The 15,609-nt window shown below is 44.4% G+C and carries 27 protein-coding genes; all 27 read right to left on the reverse strand.

All coding sequences use genetic code 11. The features are described from left to right. Positions 1-28: 28 nt before the first annotated feature. Positions 29-1,318, reverse strand: coding sequence for a preprotein translocase subunit SecY (secY, locus tag BLQ53_RS17280; RefSeq protein ID WP_093728564.1), 1,290 nt, complete (start codon positions 1,316-1,318; stop codon positions 29-31). After that, positions 1,318-1,758 (reverse strand): 50S ribosomal protein L15, encoded by a 441-nt coding sequence (gene rplO, locus BLQ53_RS17285; protein ID WP_093728565.1) that lies wholly within the window; start codon positions 1,756-1,758, stop codon positions 1,318-1,320. The genes secY and rplO overlap by 1 nt, the downstream gene beginning before the upstream one ends. Positions 1,759-1,790: 32 nt before the next feature. Next, positions 1,791-1,973: a 50S ribosomal protein L30 gene (gene rpmD / locus BLQ53_RS17290; RefSeq protein ID WP_093728566.1), complete on the reverse strand. Its 183-nt coding sequence runs from the start codon at positions 1,971-1,973 to the stop codon at positions 1,791-1,793. Between the two features lie 13 nt (positions 1,974-1,986). After that, positions 1,987-2,490: a 30S ribosomal protein S5 gene (gene rpsE / locus BLQ53_RS17295; RefSeq protein ID WP_093728567.1), complete on the reverse strand. Its 504-nt coding sequence runs from the start codon at positions 2,488-2,490 to the stop codon at positions 1,987-1,989. A 21-nt stretch (positions 2,491-2,511) separates the two neighbouring features. Beyond that, positions 2,512-2,874, reverse strand: a complete 363-nt coding sequence (gene rplR, locus BLQ53_RS17300) for a 50S ribosomal protein L18 (protein WP_093728568.1) — start codon at positions 2,872-2,874, stop codon at positions 2,512-2,514. A 32-nt stretch (positions 2,875-2,906) separates the two neighbouring features. After that, on the reverse strand, positions 2,907-3,443 hold the full coding sequence (gene rplF / locus BLQ53_RS17305) for a 50S ribosomal protein L6 (RefSeq protein ID WP_093728569.1): 537 nt from the start codon (positions 3,441-3,443) through the stop codon (positions 2,907-2,909). Positions 3,444-3,472: 29 nt separating this feature from the next. After that, complete coding sequence (gene rpsH, locus BLQ53_RS17310) at positions 3,473-3,871, reverse strand: 30S ribosomal protein S8 (protein WP_038565217.1); 399 nt, start codon at positions 3,869-3,871, stop codon at positions 3,473-3,475. A 31-nt stretch (positions 3,872-3,902) separates the two neighbouring features. After that, positions 3,903-4,088, reverse strand: coding sequence for a 30S ribosomal protein S14 (rpsN, locus tag BLQ53_RS17315; protein ID WP_077304134.1), 186 nt, complete (start codon positions 4,086-4,088; stop codon positions 3,903-3,905). Positions 4,089-4,109: 21 nt separating this feature from the next. Further along, positions 4,110-4,649 (reverse strand): 50S ribosomal protein L5, encoded by a 540-nt coding sequence (gene rplE, locus BLQ53_RS17320; protein ID WP_093728570.1) that lies wholly within the window; start codon positions 4,647-4,649, stop codon positions 4,110-4,112. A 25-nt stretch (positions 4,650-4,674) separates the two neighbouring features. Beyond that, positions 4,675-4,986, reverse strand: a complete 312-nt coding sequence (gene rplX, locus BLQ53_RS17325) for a 50S ribosomal protein L24 (RefSeq protein ID WP_093728571.1) — start codon at positions 4,984-4,986, stop codon at positions 4,675-4,677. Between the two features lie 36 nt (positions 4,987-5,022). Further along, the gene (gene rplN / locus BLQ53_RS17330; protein WP_093728572.1) at positions 5,023-5,391 is read right to left on the reverse strand and encodes a 50S ribosomal protein L14; all 369 of its coding nucleotides are present in this window, start codon (positions 5,389-5,391) and stop codon (positions 5,023-5,025) included. Positions 5,392-5,434: 43 nt separating this feature from the next. Next, positions 5,435-5,698 carry a 30S ribosomal protein S17 gene (gene rpsQ / locus BLQ53_RS17335; protein ID WP_093728573.1) on the reverse strand — a complete coding sequence of 88 codons (264 nt, stop codon included), beginning with the start codon at positions 5,696-5,698 and terminating at the stop codon, positions 5,435-5,437. Between the two features lie 22 nt (positions 5,699-5,720). Next, positions 5,721-5,921, reverse strand: coding sequence for a 50S ribosomal protein L29 (gene rpmC / locus BLQ53_RS17340; RefSeq protein ID WP_038565198.1), 201 nt, complete (start codon positions 5,919-5,921; stop codon positions 5,721-5,723). Next, a complete protein-coding gene (gene rplP / locus BLQ53_RS17345; RefSeq protein ID WP_093728574.1) occupies positions 5,911-6,345 on the reverse strand; it encodes a 50S ribosomal protein L16 in 435 nt (144 codons plus the stop codon). The genes rpmC and rplP overlap by 11 nt, the downstream gene beginning before the upstream one ends. Before the next feature lie 18 nt (positions 6,346-6,363). Beyond that, the gene (gene rpsC, locus BLQ53_RS17350) at positions 6,364-7,005 is read right to left on the reverse strand and encodes a 30S ribosomal protein S3 (RefSeq protein ID WP_093728575.1); all 642 of its coding nucleotides are present in this window, start codon (positions 7,003-7,005) and stop codon (positions 6,364-6,366) included. Between the two features lie 3 nt (positions 7,006-7,008). Further along, positions 7,009-7,350 (reverse strand): 50S ribosomal protein L22, encoded by a 342-nt coding sequence (gene rplV / locus BLQ53_RS17355; protein WP_093728576.1) that lies wholly within the window; start codon positions 7,348-7,350, stop codon positions 7,009-7,011. Positions 7,351-7,368: 18 nt separating this feature from the next. Continuing rightward, on the reverse strand, positions 7,369-7,647 hold the full coding sequence (rpsS, locus tag BLQ53_RS17360) for a 30S ribosomal protein S19 (RefSeq protein ID WP_038565186.1): 279 nt from the start codon (positions 7,645-7,647) through the stop codon (positions 7,369-7,371). Between the two features lie 57 nt (positions 7,648-7,704). Then, positions 7,705-8,535, reverse strand: a complete 831-nt coding sequence (gene rplB, locus BLQ53_RS17365; protein WP_093728577.1) for a 50S ribosomal protein L2 — start codon at positions 8,533-8,535, stop codon at positions 7,705-7,707. Positions 8,536-8,563: 28 nt separating this feature from the next. Beyond that, the gene (gene rplW / locus BLQ53_RS17370; protein ID WP_093728578.1) at positions 8,564-8,854 is read right to left on the reverse strand and encodes a 50S ribosomal protein L23; all 291 of its coding nucleotides are present in this window, start codon (positions 8,852-8,854) and stop codon (positions 8,564-8,566) included. Continuing rightward, positions 8,854-9,477 carry a 50S ribosomal protein L4 gene (rplD, locus tag BLQ53_RS17375; protein ID WP_093728579.1) on the reverse strand — a complete coding sequence of 208 codons (624 nt, stop codon included), beginning with the start codon at positions 9,475-9,477 and terminating at the stop codon, positions 8,854-8,856. The genes rplW and rplD overlap by 1 nt, the downstream gene beginning before the upstream one ends. Positions 9,478-9,503: 26 nt before the next feature. Then, complete coding sequence (gene rplC / locus BLQ53_RS17380; protein ID WP_093728580.1) at positions 9,504-10,133, reverse strand: 50S ribosomal protein L3; 630 nt, start codon at positions 10,131-10,133, stop codon at positions 9,504-9,506. A 27-nt stretch (positions 10,134-10,160) separates the two neighbouring features. Continuing rightward, positions 10,161-10,469, reverse strand: a complete 309-nt coding sequence (rpsJ, locus tag BLQ53_RS17385; RefSeq protein WP_038565171.1) for a 30S ribosomal protein S10 — start codon at positions 10,467-10,469, stop codon at positions 10,161-10,163. A 364-nt stretch (positions 10,470-10,833) separates the two neighbouring features. Beyond that, on the reverse strand, positions 10,834-12,024 hold the full coding sequence (gene tuf / locus BLQ53_RS17390) for an elongation factor Tu (RefSeq protein WP_093728581.1): 1,191 nt from the start codon (positions 12,022-12,024) through the stop codon (positions 10,834-10,836). A gap of 124 nt (positions 12,025-12,148) precedes the next feature. Continuing rightward, complete coding sequence (gene fusA / locus BLQ53_RS17395; protein ID WP_093728582.1) at positions 12,149-14,227, reverse strand: elongation factor G; 2,079 nt, start codon at positions 14,225-14,227, stop codon at positions 12,149-12,151. A 39-nt stretch (positions 14,228-14,266) separates the two neighbouring features. Further along, a complete protein-coding gene (rpsG, locus tag BLQ53_RS17400; protein WP_093728583.1) occupies positions 14,267-14,737 on the reverse strand; it encodes a 30S ribosomal protein S7 in 471 nt (156 codons plus the stop codon). 41 nt (positions 14,738-14,778) lie between these two features. Then, positions 14,779-15,192, reverse strand: coding sequence for a 30S ribosomal protein S12 (rpsL, locus tag BLQ53_RS17405; RefSeq protein ID WP_038565163.1), 414 nt, complete (start codon positions 15,190-15,192; stop codon positions 14,779-14,781). A gap of 108 nt (positions 15,193-15,300) precedes the next feature. Beyond that, on the reverse strand, positions 15,301-15,552 hold the full coding sequence (locus BLQ53_RS17410) for a 50S ribosomal protein L7ae-like protein (RefSeq protein WP_093728584.1): 252 nt from the start codon (positions 15,550-15,552) through the stop codon (positions 15,301-15,303). Between the last annotated feature and the right edge of the window lie 57 nt (positions 15,553-15,609).

Genomic DNA, 15,609 nt, shown 5'->3' on the forward strand with positions numbered 1-15,609 from the left:
TCGCTCTCGTCTGTTTGTAGACTGTTCTCTATTTCATGAAGCCTTTGTAATGACGCTTCACTAACTGGCTTTCTAACTGCTTCATCGTCTGTAACGCTACCCCTACCACGATCAGTAGGCTCGTTCCTCCGATTTGGACAGAAGTCGGCAAGTTGGCAATAGAGCCTAATATGATAGGCAATACAGCTACAGCAGCCAAGAAGAGAGACCCAACGAAGGTTAAACGATACATCACACTGGTGAGGTACGTTTCCGTGCTTTTCCCTGGGCGTATACCCGGGATGTAGCCACCTTGCTTGTTTAAGTTCTCTGCCATTTGTTCCGGGTTCACCTGAACAAATGTGTAGAAATAACTAAATGCAAGAATCAGGACTACATAGATGACCATCCCAATTGGTTGCGTATAATCGAATACGTTCTCGATCGTAGTTGCTACATTTCCTTCAAAGAAGCTCGCGATGGTACGCGGTGCATAAATAAAGGAAACTGCGAAAATTACAGGGATTACTCCAGCAGCGTTCACTTTAATCGGTAAGTGGGTGGACTGTCCGCCTACTTGTGCACGATTGGAAGTACGCTTCGAATACTGGATTGGAATTTTACGAAGTGCCTGCGTGATATAAATCACACCTACAATTACGGCAATGATCACAATAGCGATGATTGCAACGATCACGACATTCAGGAATAGATCATCCCCTGGATTGCTGAAATACTGTTCCCAAAGCTGGTTCAAACCATTCGGGATCGCAGCAGCGATACCGCCGAAGATGATAATGGAAATCCCATTACCTACACCATGAGCTGTGATCTGTTCTCCTAACCACATCAAGAATGCTGTTCCCGCAGTCAAAACAAGTGCTATGACAGCGAATTTGTAGAAACTTGGATCGGATATCAGCATGCCGCCGGACAACTGGTTGAAGCCGATGGACATACCGACCGCCTGTATTAACGCTAGCACGATGGTGGCATAACGAGTCACCTGTGCCAACTTACGACGACCCATCTCCCCTTGCTTTTTCCACTCACTGAATGTCGGTACGACATCCATTTGCAGAAGCTGCATGATGATCGAGGCAGTGATGTATGGCATGATACCCATTGCTAAGATGGAGAAATTCTGCAATGCACCGCCGCCAAAAGTATTCAGGAAGCCGAATACGTTCTGCTGGTTCATGAAATCGATCGCTGTACGATCGGTGAACGGAACCGGAATGAACGTACCGATCCTGAAGATAATCAGCATAAGCAATGTGAAGATGATTTTATTTCGTATATCTTTTACACGCATAAAATTGGAGATTGTACGAAACATTAGATCACCTCTGTTTGACCGCCCGCTGCCTCGATAGCTTCTTTAGCAGAAGATGAGAACTTGTGAGCTTTAACAGTAAGTTTCTTTTCGAGTTTCCCGTTTCCAAGAACTTTGATACCGGCTCTCAATTTGCTTACAACTCCGCTTTCAAGTAGAAGCTCTGGAGTTACCTCTGTACCCTCTTCAAAACGGTTAAGGGTTTCAAGGTTGACAATTGAGTACTCAGTACGATGGATGTTAGTGAATCCACGTTTAGGAAGACGTTGGAATAGTGGCATTTGTCCACCTTCGAAACCTAGACGTACACCGCCGCCAGAACGTGCTTTTTGTCCTTTATGTCCACGGCCGGATGTTTTACCGTTACCAGAAGACATACCGCGACCTACACGATTGCGAGTTTTACGTGTTCCTTCTGCTGACTTCAATTCATGAAGTTTCATACTGGCACCTCCTCTTATTTACATTAAAATCATTATACTTCTTTAACTGATACTAGATGAGAAACTCTGTTGATCATGCCGCGAACAGTTGGATTGTCTTCCAATACAACTGTTTGACGGATCTTTTTAAGACCTAGAGCAGCGACAGTTTTGCGCTGTTTGTCAAGTCTTCCGATCGTACTGCGCGTGAGGGTGATTTCTAATTTGTTAGCCATGTGCTTTCCCTCCTTATCCTAACAGTTCTTCTACAGACTTTCCACGAAGTTTCGCAACTTCTTCTGCACGTTTCAATCTGCTAAGTCCGTTTAGAGTAGCACGAACCATGTTGATTGGTGTGTTGGAACCTAGTGATTTGGAAAGGATGTCTCCGATGCCACCAAGCTCAAGTACCGCACGTACAGGTCCACCGGCGATAACTCCAGTACCTTCTGCAGCTGGCTTCATCAAGATGTTGCCCGCGCCGAATTCACCGATGATTTCATGTGGAATAGTTGTACCGACGATAGGTATAGTGATTAGATTTTTCTTCGCGTCTTCAATAGCTTTACGGATTGCTTCTGGTACTTCTTGTGCTTTACCAGTACCGAAACCTACATGGCCGTTTTTGTCACCCACTACTACAAGAGCAGCGAAGCGGAAACGACGACCACCTTTTACTACTTTAGCAACACGGTTAACCGTTACTACGCGTTCTTCAAGATCAAGTTTGTTCGGGTCAATGTTTGTACGCAAGTTGTGTCCCTCCTTTTTGGATTAGAATTTAAGACCAGCTTCACGAGCTGCTTCAGCCAATGCTTTAACACGTCCGTGGTAAAGGTAGCCTCCACGGTCAAATACGATTGTTGTTACGCCAGCTTCTTTCGCACGGTTAGCAACTGCTTCTCCGACCTTTTGAGCTGCTTCAACATTGCTAGTAGCTTCCAAGTTAAGGCTAGCATCCTTAGTAGAAGCATTTGCAAGTGTTTTACCTGTTGTATCATCGATCAACTGTGCGTAGATGTGCTTGTTGGAACGGTAAACGTTCAAACGAGGACGCTCAGATGTTCCTGAAATGCTTTTACGAACACGATTGTGTCTTCTCTTACGCAATTCGTTTTTTGCAGGTTTTGTAATCATTCAGGTCACTCCTTTCTGGTTTAACAAAAACCTTATTTCGCTGTTTTACCTTCTTTACGACGTACGAATTCACCTTCGTAACGGATTCCTTTACCTTTGTAAGGCTCTGGAGGACGGATTGCACGGATGTTAGCAGCTACTGCGCCAACTGCTTCCTTATCGATACCTTTAACAACTACACGAGTGTTAGCAGGAACTTCGATTTCAATACCATCACGGTTCTCAACTTCAACTGGATGAGAGTAACCAGCGTTGATCACAACTTTGTTGCCTTGTTTTGTGGCACGGTAACCTACACCAATGATTTCAAGAGCTTTCTCAAAACCAGTGTGTACGCCTTGTACCATGTTTCCGATAACGGCACGAGTAGTACCGTGAAGAGTACGGTGTTCTTTACTGTCAGATGGGCGTTCAACAGTTAGAACGTTCTCTTCGATTTTAATCACCATATCTTGGTGGAATGTACGAGTCAATTCCCCTTTAGGACCTTTAACAGTCAACGTATTGTTATCATTTTTGATTTCAACACCAGCAGGGATTTCAAGAATCTTTTTACCTACGCGGGACATATGTGCACCTCCTTACTAATTGTTGGGAATTACCAAACGTATGCTAGCACTTCGCCGCCGACAGCTTGCTCACGTGCTTCTTTATCAGACAATACGCCTTTGGAAGTTGAAACTACTGCAATACCAAGTCCGTTAAGGACACGTGGGATTTCAGTGGATTTCGCGTAAACACGAAGACCAGGTTTACTGATACGTTTGATACCAGTGATAACACGCTCGTCGTTTTTACCGTATTTCAAAAAGATGCGTAGTACACCTTGTTTGTCATCTTCTACGAATTCGTAATCGCGAATAAAGCCTTCACGCTTAAGGATATCAGCAACATCCTTTTTCAACTTAGAAGCAGGAAGCTCCAGTTTTTCATGACGAACAGTATTTGCATTACGAATACGAGTTAGCATATCTGCGATAGGATCTGTCATAACCATTAATCATTACCTCCTTCCCTGATTTAGGGGATTACCAGCTTGCTTTTTTAACGCCAGGAATTTGACCTTTATAGGCTAGTTCACGGAAACAAATACGGCATAGCTTGAATTTACGTAGTACAGAGTGTGGACGTCCGCAACGTTCGCAGCGAGTGTACTCTTGTACTTTGAATTTCTGTGGGCGCTGTTGTTTCGCGATCATAGATTTTTTAGCCACAATATTCCCTCCTTTTTACCTTTATTTTTGGAAAGGCATGCCTAGCTGAGTAAGTAGCTCACGAGCTTCTTCGTCAGTGTTGGCTGTAGTTACGATAACGATGTCCATTCCACGTACTTTGCTTACTTTATCGTAATTGATTTCTGGGAAGATTAGCTGTTCTTTAACACCTAGCGTATAGTTTCCACGACCGTCAAACGCTTTGTTTGAGATCCCACGGAAGTCACGTACACGTGGAAGGGAAACTGCGATTAGCTTTTGAAGGAATTCGTACATACGCTCACCGCGCAATGTAACTTTCGCCCCGATTGGCATACCTTCACGAAGACGGAAACCGGCGATGGATTTCTTCGCTTTCGTGATGATTGGCTGCTGACCAGCAAGCAAAGCCAATTCCTCCACTGCAGAATCAAGTGCTTTTGAGTTTTGAACGGCGTCACCGACACCCATATTTACAACGATCTTTTCGATCTTTGGTACTTGCATAACAGATTTATAGCTGAATTTTTCCATTAGGGATGGAGAAATTTCACCTTGGTATCTTTGTTTCAATTCATTCATCGAGTAGCCCTCCTTTCAGAAGAAATTATTTATCGATAGCTTGACCGGATTTCTTAGCGATACGGACTTTTTTGCCGTCTTTCACTTCGTAGCCTACGCGAGTTGGCTCTCCAGTTTTAGGATCGATCAGCATTACGTTAGAAACGTGAATGGCTGCTTCGATTTCAAGGATTCCGCCTTGCGGGTTATCCTGGGAAGGTTTCGCGTGTTTTTTGACGATGTTTACACCTTCGACAAGAACACGGTCTTTCTTCGGATAAGCTTCAAGGATGGTACCTTCTTTACCACGATCTTTACCAGTGATTACTTTAACTTTGTCACCTTTTTTTACATGCATGTGTACTGCACCTCCTTAACAAGGCATTGAGTTGTATTACAATACTTCAGGAGCAAGGGATACGATCTTCATGAACTTAGCGTCACGCAATTCACGTGCAACTGGTCCGAAGATACGAGTACCTCTTGGGCTCTTGTCATCTCTTATGATAACAGCTGCATTCTCATCGAATTTGATGTAAGAACCATCTTTACGACGAACACCGCTTTTCGTACGTACGATTACCGCTTTAACAACTTCACCTTTTTTGACAACGCCACCAGGTGTTGCTTGTTTCACCGTACAAACGATCACGTCACCAATGTTAGCTGTTTTACGGCCAGATCCGCCTAGAACTTTAATAGTTAGGACTTCACGAGCACCAGAGTTATCAGCGACTTTCAAACGAGTCTCTTGTTGAATCATACGAGTGTTACCTCCCTTCGGAATCCTTCCGAGCGATCTTTAATTAGATAATTACTGCTTCTTCTACTACTTCAACCAAACGGAAACGTTTCGTTGCAGACAATGGACGAGTCTCCATGATACGAACCAAGTCACCAGTTTTTGCTGTGCCGTTCTCATCATGTGCTTTGAACTTTTTAGAGTACTTAACACGCTTGCCGTACAGCTTGTGAGTTTTGTAGGTTTCAACAAGAACAGTGATTGTTTTATCCATTTTATCGGATACAACACGTCCAACGTAGACTTTACGATTGTTACGTTCACTCATGTCGCGAACCTCCTCTCGGAATTTAGTTATTTACGCTTAATTCTCTTTCACGAACAACTGTCTTCATGCGAGCAATTGTCTTGCGGACTGTGCGAATACGTGCAGTATTCTCAAGTTGTCCTGTAGCTAATTGGAAGCGCAGGTTGAAAAGTTCTTCTTTAAGAGACTTAACTTTTTGTTCAATTTCGGCAGTGGTCAGTTCTTTGATTTCATTAGCCTTCATTGATTTCACCACCAATTTCTTCACGTTTTACGATCTTTGTTCTTACTGGCAGTTTGTGAGAAGCAAGACGCAATGCTTCACGAGCCACCTCTTCAGATACTCCAGCGATTTCGAACATGATCTTACCAGGTTTCGTTACAGCTACCCAGCCTTCAGGAGAACCTTTACCGGAACCCATTCGGACTTCTAGAGGTTTTTTCGTGTATGGCTTATCCGGGAAGATTTTAATCCATACTTTACCGCCACGTTTCATGTAACGAGTCATAGCGATACGGGCAGATTCGATTTGACGGCTAGTGATCCAAGCTGGATCAAGAGCTTGAAGACCCCATTCACCAAATGCGACTTCTGTACCGCCTTTGGCACGGCCATTCAATTTACCACGGTGTTGTCTACGATATTTTACGCGTTTAGGCATTAACATAATGCTTTTCCCCCTTCCTTATCGGTTGTTTTTAGTTGGAAGGACTTCGCCACGGTAGATCCATACTTTAACGCCAAGCTTACCATAAGTTGTATCAGCTTCGGCTGTGCCATAGTCGATGTCAGCACGTAGAGTATGAAGTGGAACTGTTCCTTCGCTGTAAGATTCTGCACGAGCGATATCTGCTCCGCCTAGACGACCGGAAACTTGTGTACGGATACCTTTGGCACCAGCACGGATTGCACGTTGCAATGTTTGTTTCTGAGCACGACGGAATGAGATACGGTTTTCAAGTTGACGAGCGATGTTGTCTGCTACCAATTTAGCATCAAGATCGACACGTTTCACTTCTACGATGTTAATGTGAACACGTTTGCCAGTAAGGCTGTTCAATGCTTTACGAAGTGCTTCCACTTCGGAACCGCCTTTACCGATAACCATACCAGGTTTACCAGTATGAATAGAGATATTTACACGGTTAGCAGCACGTTCGATTTCCACTTTGGAAAGCGCAGCATCTTTCAAACGTTGTTCTAGATAATCACGGATTCTAATATCTTCGTGTAGCAAATCGGCGTAATCTTTGCCACCGTACCACTTGGAATCCCAGTCACGGATGACGCCGACGCGAAGACCTGTCGGATTTACTTTTTGACCCACTGCTTAACCCTCCTTCTTTTCTGTAACAACCACTGTGATGTGGCTAGTACGTTTGTTGATTTGGCTTGCACGGCCTTGTGCACGTGGACGGAAACGTTTCAATGTAGCACCTTCGTTGACGAATGCTTCAGAGATAACAAGGTTATCCGTATCCATTTCATAGTTGTGCTCTGCGTTAGCAACTGCAGAACGAAGTACTTTCTCTACTGCCAATGATGCACCACGTTGAGTGTGACGCAGGATTGCAATAGCTTCTCCGACATTTTTTCCTCGAATTAAATCAACAACTAAGCGAACCTTACGAGGAGCAATGCGAACTGATTTTGCCATAGCTTTTGCTTGCATTTAGGATTGCCTCCCCTCTTAGCGTTTTGTTTTCTTGTCGTCCGCTGCGTGTCCTCTGTACGTGCGAGTTGGCGCGAATTCACCAAGTTTATGACCTACCATATCTTCAGTAACATAAACAGGTACGTGTTTACGGCCATCGTACACAGCGATCGTGTGTCCAACGAATGTTGGGAAAATAGTAGAACGACGAGACCAAGTTCTGATTACTTGTTTTTTGTCGTCTTCATTCAATTTGTCGACTTTCTTTAGCAAATGGTCATCTGCGAAAGGTCCTTTTTTCAAGCTGCGACCCATACATAAACCTCCCTTTGCGATATGGAGACGGGTGAAAATCCCCGCCTTGCTACCACATTATTTTTTACGCTTACGTACGATAAATTTATCGGACTGCTTGTTACGTTTACGTGTTTTGTAACCAAGTGTCGGTTTGCCCCATGGAGACATTGGTGATTTACGTCCGATTGGAGCGCGTCCTTCACCACCACCGTGTGGGTGATCATTAGGGTTCATTACAGATCCGCGAACTGTAGGGCGTTTGCCTAACCAGCGAGAGCGTCCTGCTTTACCAACAGTGAGTAGTTCATGTTCCAAGTTACCAACCTGACCGATTGTCGCACGGCAAGTACCTAGTACTAGACGTACTTCACCAGAAGTTAGTCTTACAAGAACATATTTACCTTCACGGCCAAGGATTTGTGCTTGTGCACCAGCAGAACGAGCCAGCTGCGCACCGCGGCCTGGTTTCAACTCGATGTTGTGGATGATCGTACCAACTGGGATTGTAGCAAGCTCCATAGCGTTACCCACTTTGAAGTCAGCACCTTCACCAGAATAGATCTCCATTCCTACTTCCAAGCCTTTCGGAGCAAGGATGTAGCGTTTTTCACCATCTACATAGTGAATTAGAGCGATATTCGCAGTACGGTTTGGATCGTACTCGATTGTAGCAACGCGTCCTGGTATTCCATCTTTGTCGCGTTTGAAGTCGATGATACGGTATTGACGTTTGTGTCCACCACCTTGGTGACGTACTGTCAATCTACCTTGGTTGTTACGTCCGCCACGTTTATGAAGCGGTGCAAGCAATGATTTCTCAGGCTTGTCAGTTGTGATTTCAGCAAAATCCGATACAGACATGTTACGACGTCCGTTAGAGGTCGGTTTATACTTTTTGATCGCCATCGTTGTTTCCCTCCTTCTCTTTTAGTTCTTAAACACCTTCGAAGAAGTCGATTTCTTTACTGTCTTCTGTAAGTGTCACTACTGCTTTTTTACGATCTGGGCGGTATCCACCATAACGTCCTTGACGTTTGAATTTACCTTTTAGGTTAAGAGTGTTCACTTGTTCCACTTTCACACCAAAGATTACTTCAACCGCTTGTTTGATTTCGATTTTGTTGGCACGTTTGTCAACTTCGAAAGTGTATTTCTTATCGACCATAAGGTCAGAAGAATGTTCCGTAATTACAGGGCGCTTAATAATATCACGTGGTTCTCTCATTATGCAAGCACCTCCCCTGCTTTTTCAGCTGCCTCTTTCGTTAAGATCAGCTTATCATGCGTAAGCAAGTCAAGAACGTTAACTTCGCTTTGAGTCAACACTTTAACGTTTTTAAGGTTGTTTGCAGAACGTGCAACAGTTTCGTCTTTATCTGCAGTAACGATCAATACCTTGCTATCTACGTTCAGTGCGTTAAGCATAGCAACGACATCTTTCGTTTTTGGAGCATCGAATGCAAGGTTCTCCAATACTAAGATGTTTTCTTCTTGTACTTTAGAAGATAGTGCTGATTTAAGCGCTAGACGACGAACTTTTTTAGGTAGTTTGTAGCTGTAGCTGCGTGGAGTCGGTCCGAAAACTGTTCCACCGCCAACCCATTGTGGCGAACGGATGGATCCTTGACGCGCGCGGCCAGTACCTTTTTGACGCCATGGCTTTCTTCCACCGCCTCGTACTTCAGAACGTCCTTTTACTTTATGCGTACCTTGACGCATGGAAGCACGCTGCATTAGTACTGCTTCGTGTAATACATGTGTGTGTGGCTCGATACCGAAAACGGAATCGTTCAATTCGATTTCACCGACTTGAGATCCGCTCTGGTTGAATAGTGCTACTTTAGGCATGATATATCCTCCCTTCGTATTGTGAATTAGTTACCTTTAACGGCACTTGATACTTTCACGTAAGATTTTTTCGCACCAGGTACGTTACCTTTAACAAGGATAAGGTTGCGCTCAGCGTCAACTTTAACGATCTCAAGGTTTTGAACAGTGATTTGCTCTCCGCCCATTTGCCCTGGTAGTGCTTTACCTTTGAAAACGCGCATAGGGTCAATTACACCCATGGAACCTGGTCCTCTGTGGTAACGGGAACCGTGTGACATAGGTCCGCGGGATTGGTTGTGGCGCTTGATCGAACCTTGGAATCCTTTACCTTTAGAAGTACCTGTTACATCTACTACGTCTCCAGCTGCGAAAATCTCTACGCTAACCTCTTGCCCAACTTCGTGTTCGTCAAGAGCAGCGTCACGGATTTCACGAATGTAGCGCTTAGGTGTTGTGTTTGCTTTCTCAGCATGGCCCTTTGCGGGTTTGTTAGAGTTGTTTGCTTTCTGATCAGCAAATCCTAGTTGCAATGCGTTGTAACCATCAGTTTCGACAGTTTTCTTTTGAAGAATTACGTTTGGTTCAGCTTGGATAACTGTTACAGCTTGAAGTTCACCACTTTCAGTGAATAGCTGTGTCATGCCGATCTTGCGTCCCAAGATTCCTTTCGTCATCCGTTACACCTCCTATTTTGTGTAAAATTATAGTTTAATTTCGATGTCCACACCGGACGGTAAGTCAAGTCTCATCAAAGAATCAACTGTTTGCGGTGTCGGACTAACGATATCGATAAGACGTTTGTGAGTGCGCATTTCGAACTGCTCACGAGAGTCTTTGTATTTGTGCACCGCACGTAGAATTGTGTATACAGATTTCTCTGTAGGAAGCGGAATCGGACCTGATACGTTAGCACCAGAGCGTTTCGCTGTATCTACGATTTTTTCTGCAGACTGATCAAGAATTCTGTGATCGTATGCTTTCAAACGGATTCTGATTTTCTCTTTTGCCATTATTTTCCCTCCTTTATCGCCCTTATTATTTAGGACATTCTCAGCGGAAATTAACTTGACCACCCTGCCATGGCAAAGGGGCCTGGTGTGCCAACAACCTCCCGCATCATCGCCTTTAAATGACCAACATTATAATTATATAGAAAAAACGTGGTCAATGCAAGTCTTATCTAAGTTTACAGCCTAATAGACTGCAATCCCCATAAGATGACACTTTATGTATTATACAGAGCCTGCAGTGGGTTTTCAAGTCATTTCAGCATTTTTTACATTTATCTGGTGTTGCCAATCTCTGGATTTTCATATACATAGAAAAAACAGACAGCACGTCTGCTGTCTGTTTTTTCTATAGTGTTATATCAGCTTACGCTTCGATAACAGATACAACGCCTGATCCAACAGTACGGCCACCCTCACGGATAGAGAAGCGAGTACCGTCTTCGATAGCGATTGGAGAGATAAGCTCAACGGACATCTCTGTGTTATCGCCAGGCATTACCATTTCAGTACCTTCTGGAAGGTTAACTACGCCAGTTACGTCAGTTGTACGGAAGTAGAACTGCGGACGGTAGTTAGTGAAGAATGGAGTGTGACGTCCACCTTCATCTTTAGAAAGAACATAAACTTCTGCTTTGAACTTTGTGTGTGGAGTGATTGTACCTGGTTTAGCAAGTACTTGACCACGGTTTACATCATCACGGGAGATACCGCGAAGAAGTGCACCGATGTTGTCTCCAGCTTCAGCGTAGTCAAGAAGCTTACGGAACATTTCTACACCAGTAACAGTTGTTTTCTTAGGCTCGTCGTTAAGACCGATGATGTCGATTTCGTCACCGACTCTAACTTCACCGCGCTCAACACGACCAGTTGCTACTGTACCACGACCAGTGATGGAGAATACGTCCTCAACTGGCATCATGAATGGTTTTTCTTTGTCGCGCTCTGGAGTTGGGATGTATGCATCAACCGCATCCATAAGTTCGAAGATTTTAGCTTCCCAATCAGCTTCGCCTTCAAGTGCTTTAAGAGCAGAACCTTTGATAACTGGTACATCGTCACCAGGGAAGTCGTATTCGCTTAGTAGATCGCGAACTTCCATTTCAACAAGCTCAAGAAGCTCTTCGTCGTCAACCATGTCACATTTGTTAAGGAATACAACGATCGCAGGTACACCTACGTTACGGGAAAGTAGGATGTGCTCGCGAGTTTGTGGCATTGGACCATCAGCAGCAGATACTACTAGGATAGCTCCGTCCATCTGTGCAGCACCAGTGATCATGTTTTTAACATAGTCAGCGTGACCTGGGCAGTCAACGTGCGCATAGTGGCGAGTTTCAGTTTCGTACTCAACGTGTGCAGTAGAGATTGTGATACCACGTTCTCTTTCTTCTGGAGCACCATCGATTTGATCGTAAGCCATCGCTTCACCAGAACCGGATTTCTTGTGAAGTACAGTTGTGATAGCTGCAGTTAGTGTTGTTTTACCATGGTCAACGTGTCCGATTGTACCAACGTTAACGTGGGATTTGGAGCGGTCGAATTTTTCTTTACCCATTAGTAATTCCTCCTTAAATATGGAAATATCTCATGTAATAGATAGTATGTTTCTTGTACTTCGGAAGCATACGCGTACGCACGCTTCCAATACAAGTTATACTTGATTACTGGCAAAAAATCAATTATTGACCAGCGTTTTTCTTGATAATTTCTTCTCCAACGCTTTTCGGCACTTCTTCATAGTGGTCGAATGTCATTGTGTAAGTTCCGCGACCTTGTGTGTTGGAACGCAACGCTGTTGCGTAACCGAACATTTCAGCAAGCGGCACGAATGCATTGACAACCTGAGAAGCTCCGCGTGTATCCATACCTTCTACACGTCCGCGACGGGAAGTGATGTCTCCCATGATGTCTCCCATGTATTCTTCAGGGATGACAACTTCCACTTTTACAAGTGGTTCCAAGATGACTGGGTTACATTTGTTCTTGGCGTTTTTAAGCGCCATGGAAGCTGCAACTTTAAAGGCCATCTCGTTGGAATCGACATCGTGGTAGCTTCCATCAAATAGAGATGCTTTAACGTCGATTAGCGGATAACCAGCCAATACGCCGTTTTCCATTGCTTCTTTGATACCAGCTTCAACAGATGGGATGTATTCACGTGGAACTACACCACCAACGATTTTGTTTTCGAATTCGAAACCAGCGCCTTCTTCGTTTGGCTCGAATTTGATCCAAACGTGTCCGAACTGACCGCGACCACCGGACTGACGTACGAATTTACCTTCGACTTCAGCAGCTGCACGGAATGTTTCGCGGTAAGCAACCTGTGGAGCACCTACATTTGCTTCTACTTTGAATTCACGACGCATACGGTCGACGATGATATCCAAGTGAAGCTCACCCATACCGGAGATGATAGTCTGACCAGTTTCAGGGTTTGTTTCAGTTCTGAATGTAGGATCTTCCTCAGCAAGTTTACCAAGGGCAACGGACATCTTATCTTGGTCCGCTTTTGTTTTTGGTTCGATCGCAACAGAGATAACTGGCTCTGGGAATACCATGGACTCAAGGATAACAAGTGATTTTTCATCACATAGAGTATCACCAGTCGTAGTATCTTTCAAACCAACTGCTCCGGCGATATCACCAGCGTAAACTTTGGAAATCTCTTCACGGCTGTTAGCGTGCATTTGCAGGATACGGCCTACGCGCTCACGCTTGTCCTTCGTGGAGTTTTTCACGTAAGAACCAGCTTCCAATGTACCAGAGTACACGCGGAAGAAAGTAAGTTTACCAACGAACGGATCAGTTGCAACTTTGAAGGCAAGTGCACTGAATGGTTCACTGTCACTTGATTTACGTACGATTTTCTCTTCAGTACCAGGAACGATACCTTCGATAGCCGCTACGTCTGTTGGTGCCGGAAGATAATCGACAACACCGTCGATTAGGAGCTGAACACCTTTGTTTTTGAATGCTGATCCACAGAATACTGGGTAGAATTCAACGGAAAGAGTCGCTTTACGAACAGCATTTTTAAGCTCTTCGTTAGAGATCTCTTCTCCTTCAAGATAGCGTTCCATAAGATCTTCATCTTGCTCCGCTACTGCTTCAATTAGATTCGTGCGGTATTCTTCCACAAGATCTTGCATGTCAGCAGGGATTTCGCGAGTCTCGAACTTTTGTCCAAGATCATCGAGATAGAAATGAGCTTCCAATGTAATCAAGTCGATAATTCCTTCGAAATTATCTTCTGCACCAATTGGAAGTTGTACCGGGTGCGCGTTAGCGCCCAAGCGCTCGTGCATCGTCTTAACGGAATAAAGGAAGTCTGCACCTGTTTTATCCATTTTGTTGACGAATACGATACGAGGTACACCGTATGTTGTAGCCTGACGCCAAACCGTTTCAGTTTGCGGCTCAACACCGGACTGTGCATCAAGAACAGTTACCGCACCATCAAGTACACGGAGAGAACGTTCTACTTCAACTGTGAAGTCTACGTGTCCTGGTGTATCGATGATGTTGATACGGTGACCTTTCCATGAAGCAGTTGTTGCAGCGGATGTGATTGTGATACCACGCTCCTGCTCCTGCTCCATCCAGTCCATCTGAGAAGCACCTTCATGAGTTTCTCCGATTTTGTGGATACGTCCTGTATAGAATAGAATACGCTCTGTTGCAGTTGTTTTACCAGCATCGATGTGAGCCATGATACCGATATTACGCGTATTTTCTAGGGAGAACTCTCTAGCCATTCGGTATTTCTCCTTCCTAGAGTTAATTTAAAATAGATCTTACCAGCGGTAGTGAGCAAACGCTTTGTTCGCTTCCGCCATTTTATGCATATCTTCGCGTTTTTTAACGGATGCACCAGTGTTGTTGGAAGCATCAAGAATTTCGTTGGCAAGACGTTCTTCCATTGTCTTCTCGCCGCGTAGACGGGAGTAGTTCACAATGTAACGAAGACCTAGTGCTTGACGACGCTCTGGACGTACTTCAACCGGTACTTGGTAGTTGGAACCACCTACACGACGTGCACGTACTTCAAGTACAGGCATGACGTTCTTCATGGACTGTTCGAAAACCTCCATTGGATCGTTTCCACTACGTTCTTTAACTAGTTCAAATGCTGCATAAAGAATCTTTTGAGCTTTACCGCGTTGTCCGTCAACCATGATTTGGTTGATCAAACGAGTTACCAATTTGGAGTTATACAACGGATCTGGCAACACATCACGTTTCGCTACAGGACCTTTTCTTGGCATATGTTCTCCTCCTTTCCTATGATGGTTAATTTATTTGAGTTTTATTTTTTAGGGCGTTTCGTACCATATTTGGAACGACCTTGCGCGCGGCCGTCAACACCTGAAGTATCAAGCGCACCACGTACGATATGGTAACGTACACCCGGTAAGTCTTTTACACGTCCGCCGCGAATCAAAACAACACTGTGCTCTTGCAAGTTGTGTCCGATACCAGGAATGTAGGCAGTAACCTCGATTCCGTTTGTCAAACGTACACGTGCATATTTACGCAATGCGGAGTTCGGTTTCTTCGGAGTCATTGTACCAACACGAGTACAAACACCACGTTTTTGTGGAGAAGACTGGTTAGTCAAAGATTTCTTGAAGCTGTTGTACCCTCTGTTCAATGCTGGAGAGTCAGATTTCTTTGTTTTGCTTACGCGACCTTTGCGTACTAATTGGTTAATAGTAGGCATGTTTTTTCCTCCTTTCAAAGCTTTTTGTAATACCACACATCCAGGTGGTTCATTTTTGGGCAAAAAACAAAGCTTTCACGAGCTGAGCTAGCATCAGCTGCGCCAAAACTATTTTTTGATTGCCACAGTAGCTGTCCCTACATCTATGCCACAAGCTTCACCTAATCGTTTCATAGAATCGACTTGGATCGCCAGTATGCCTAATTCTTCTGCCAGCTTTCTCACCTGGCTGGTAATATGCTTGGCAGCGTCATCTGCAATGACAACTGATTTCACTTGGCCTTGCTTCATGGCCTTGAGTGTTTGCTTGGTTCCGATAACGATTCCCGTTTTAGCTTGTGCTACTTTTTCATAAGACATCTGCATATCCTCCAAAGTATACAAGGAGAATCGGAAGCACCTTGAATATATTATCAC

Origin of the sequence: Terribacillus halophilus, from assembly GCF_900101385.1 — a bacterium.
GTDB classification, from domain to species: Bacteria; Bacillota; Bacilli; order Bacillales; family Amphibacillaceae; genus Terribacillus; species Terribacillus halophilus.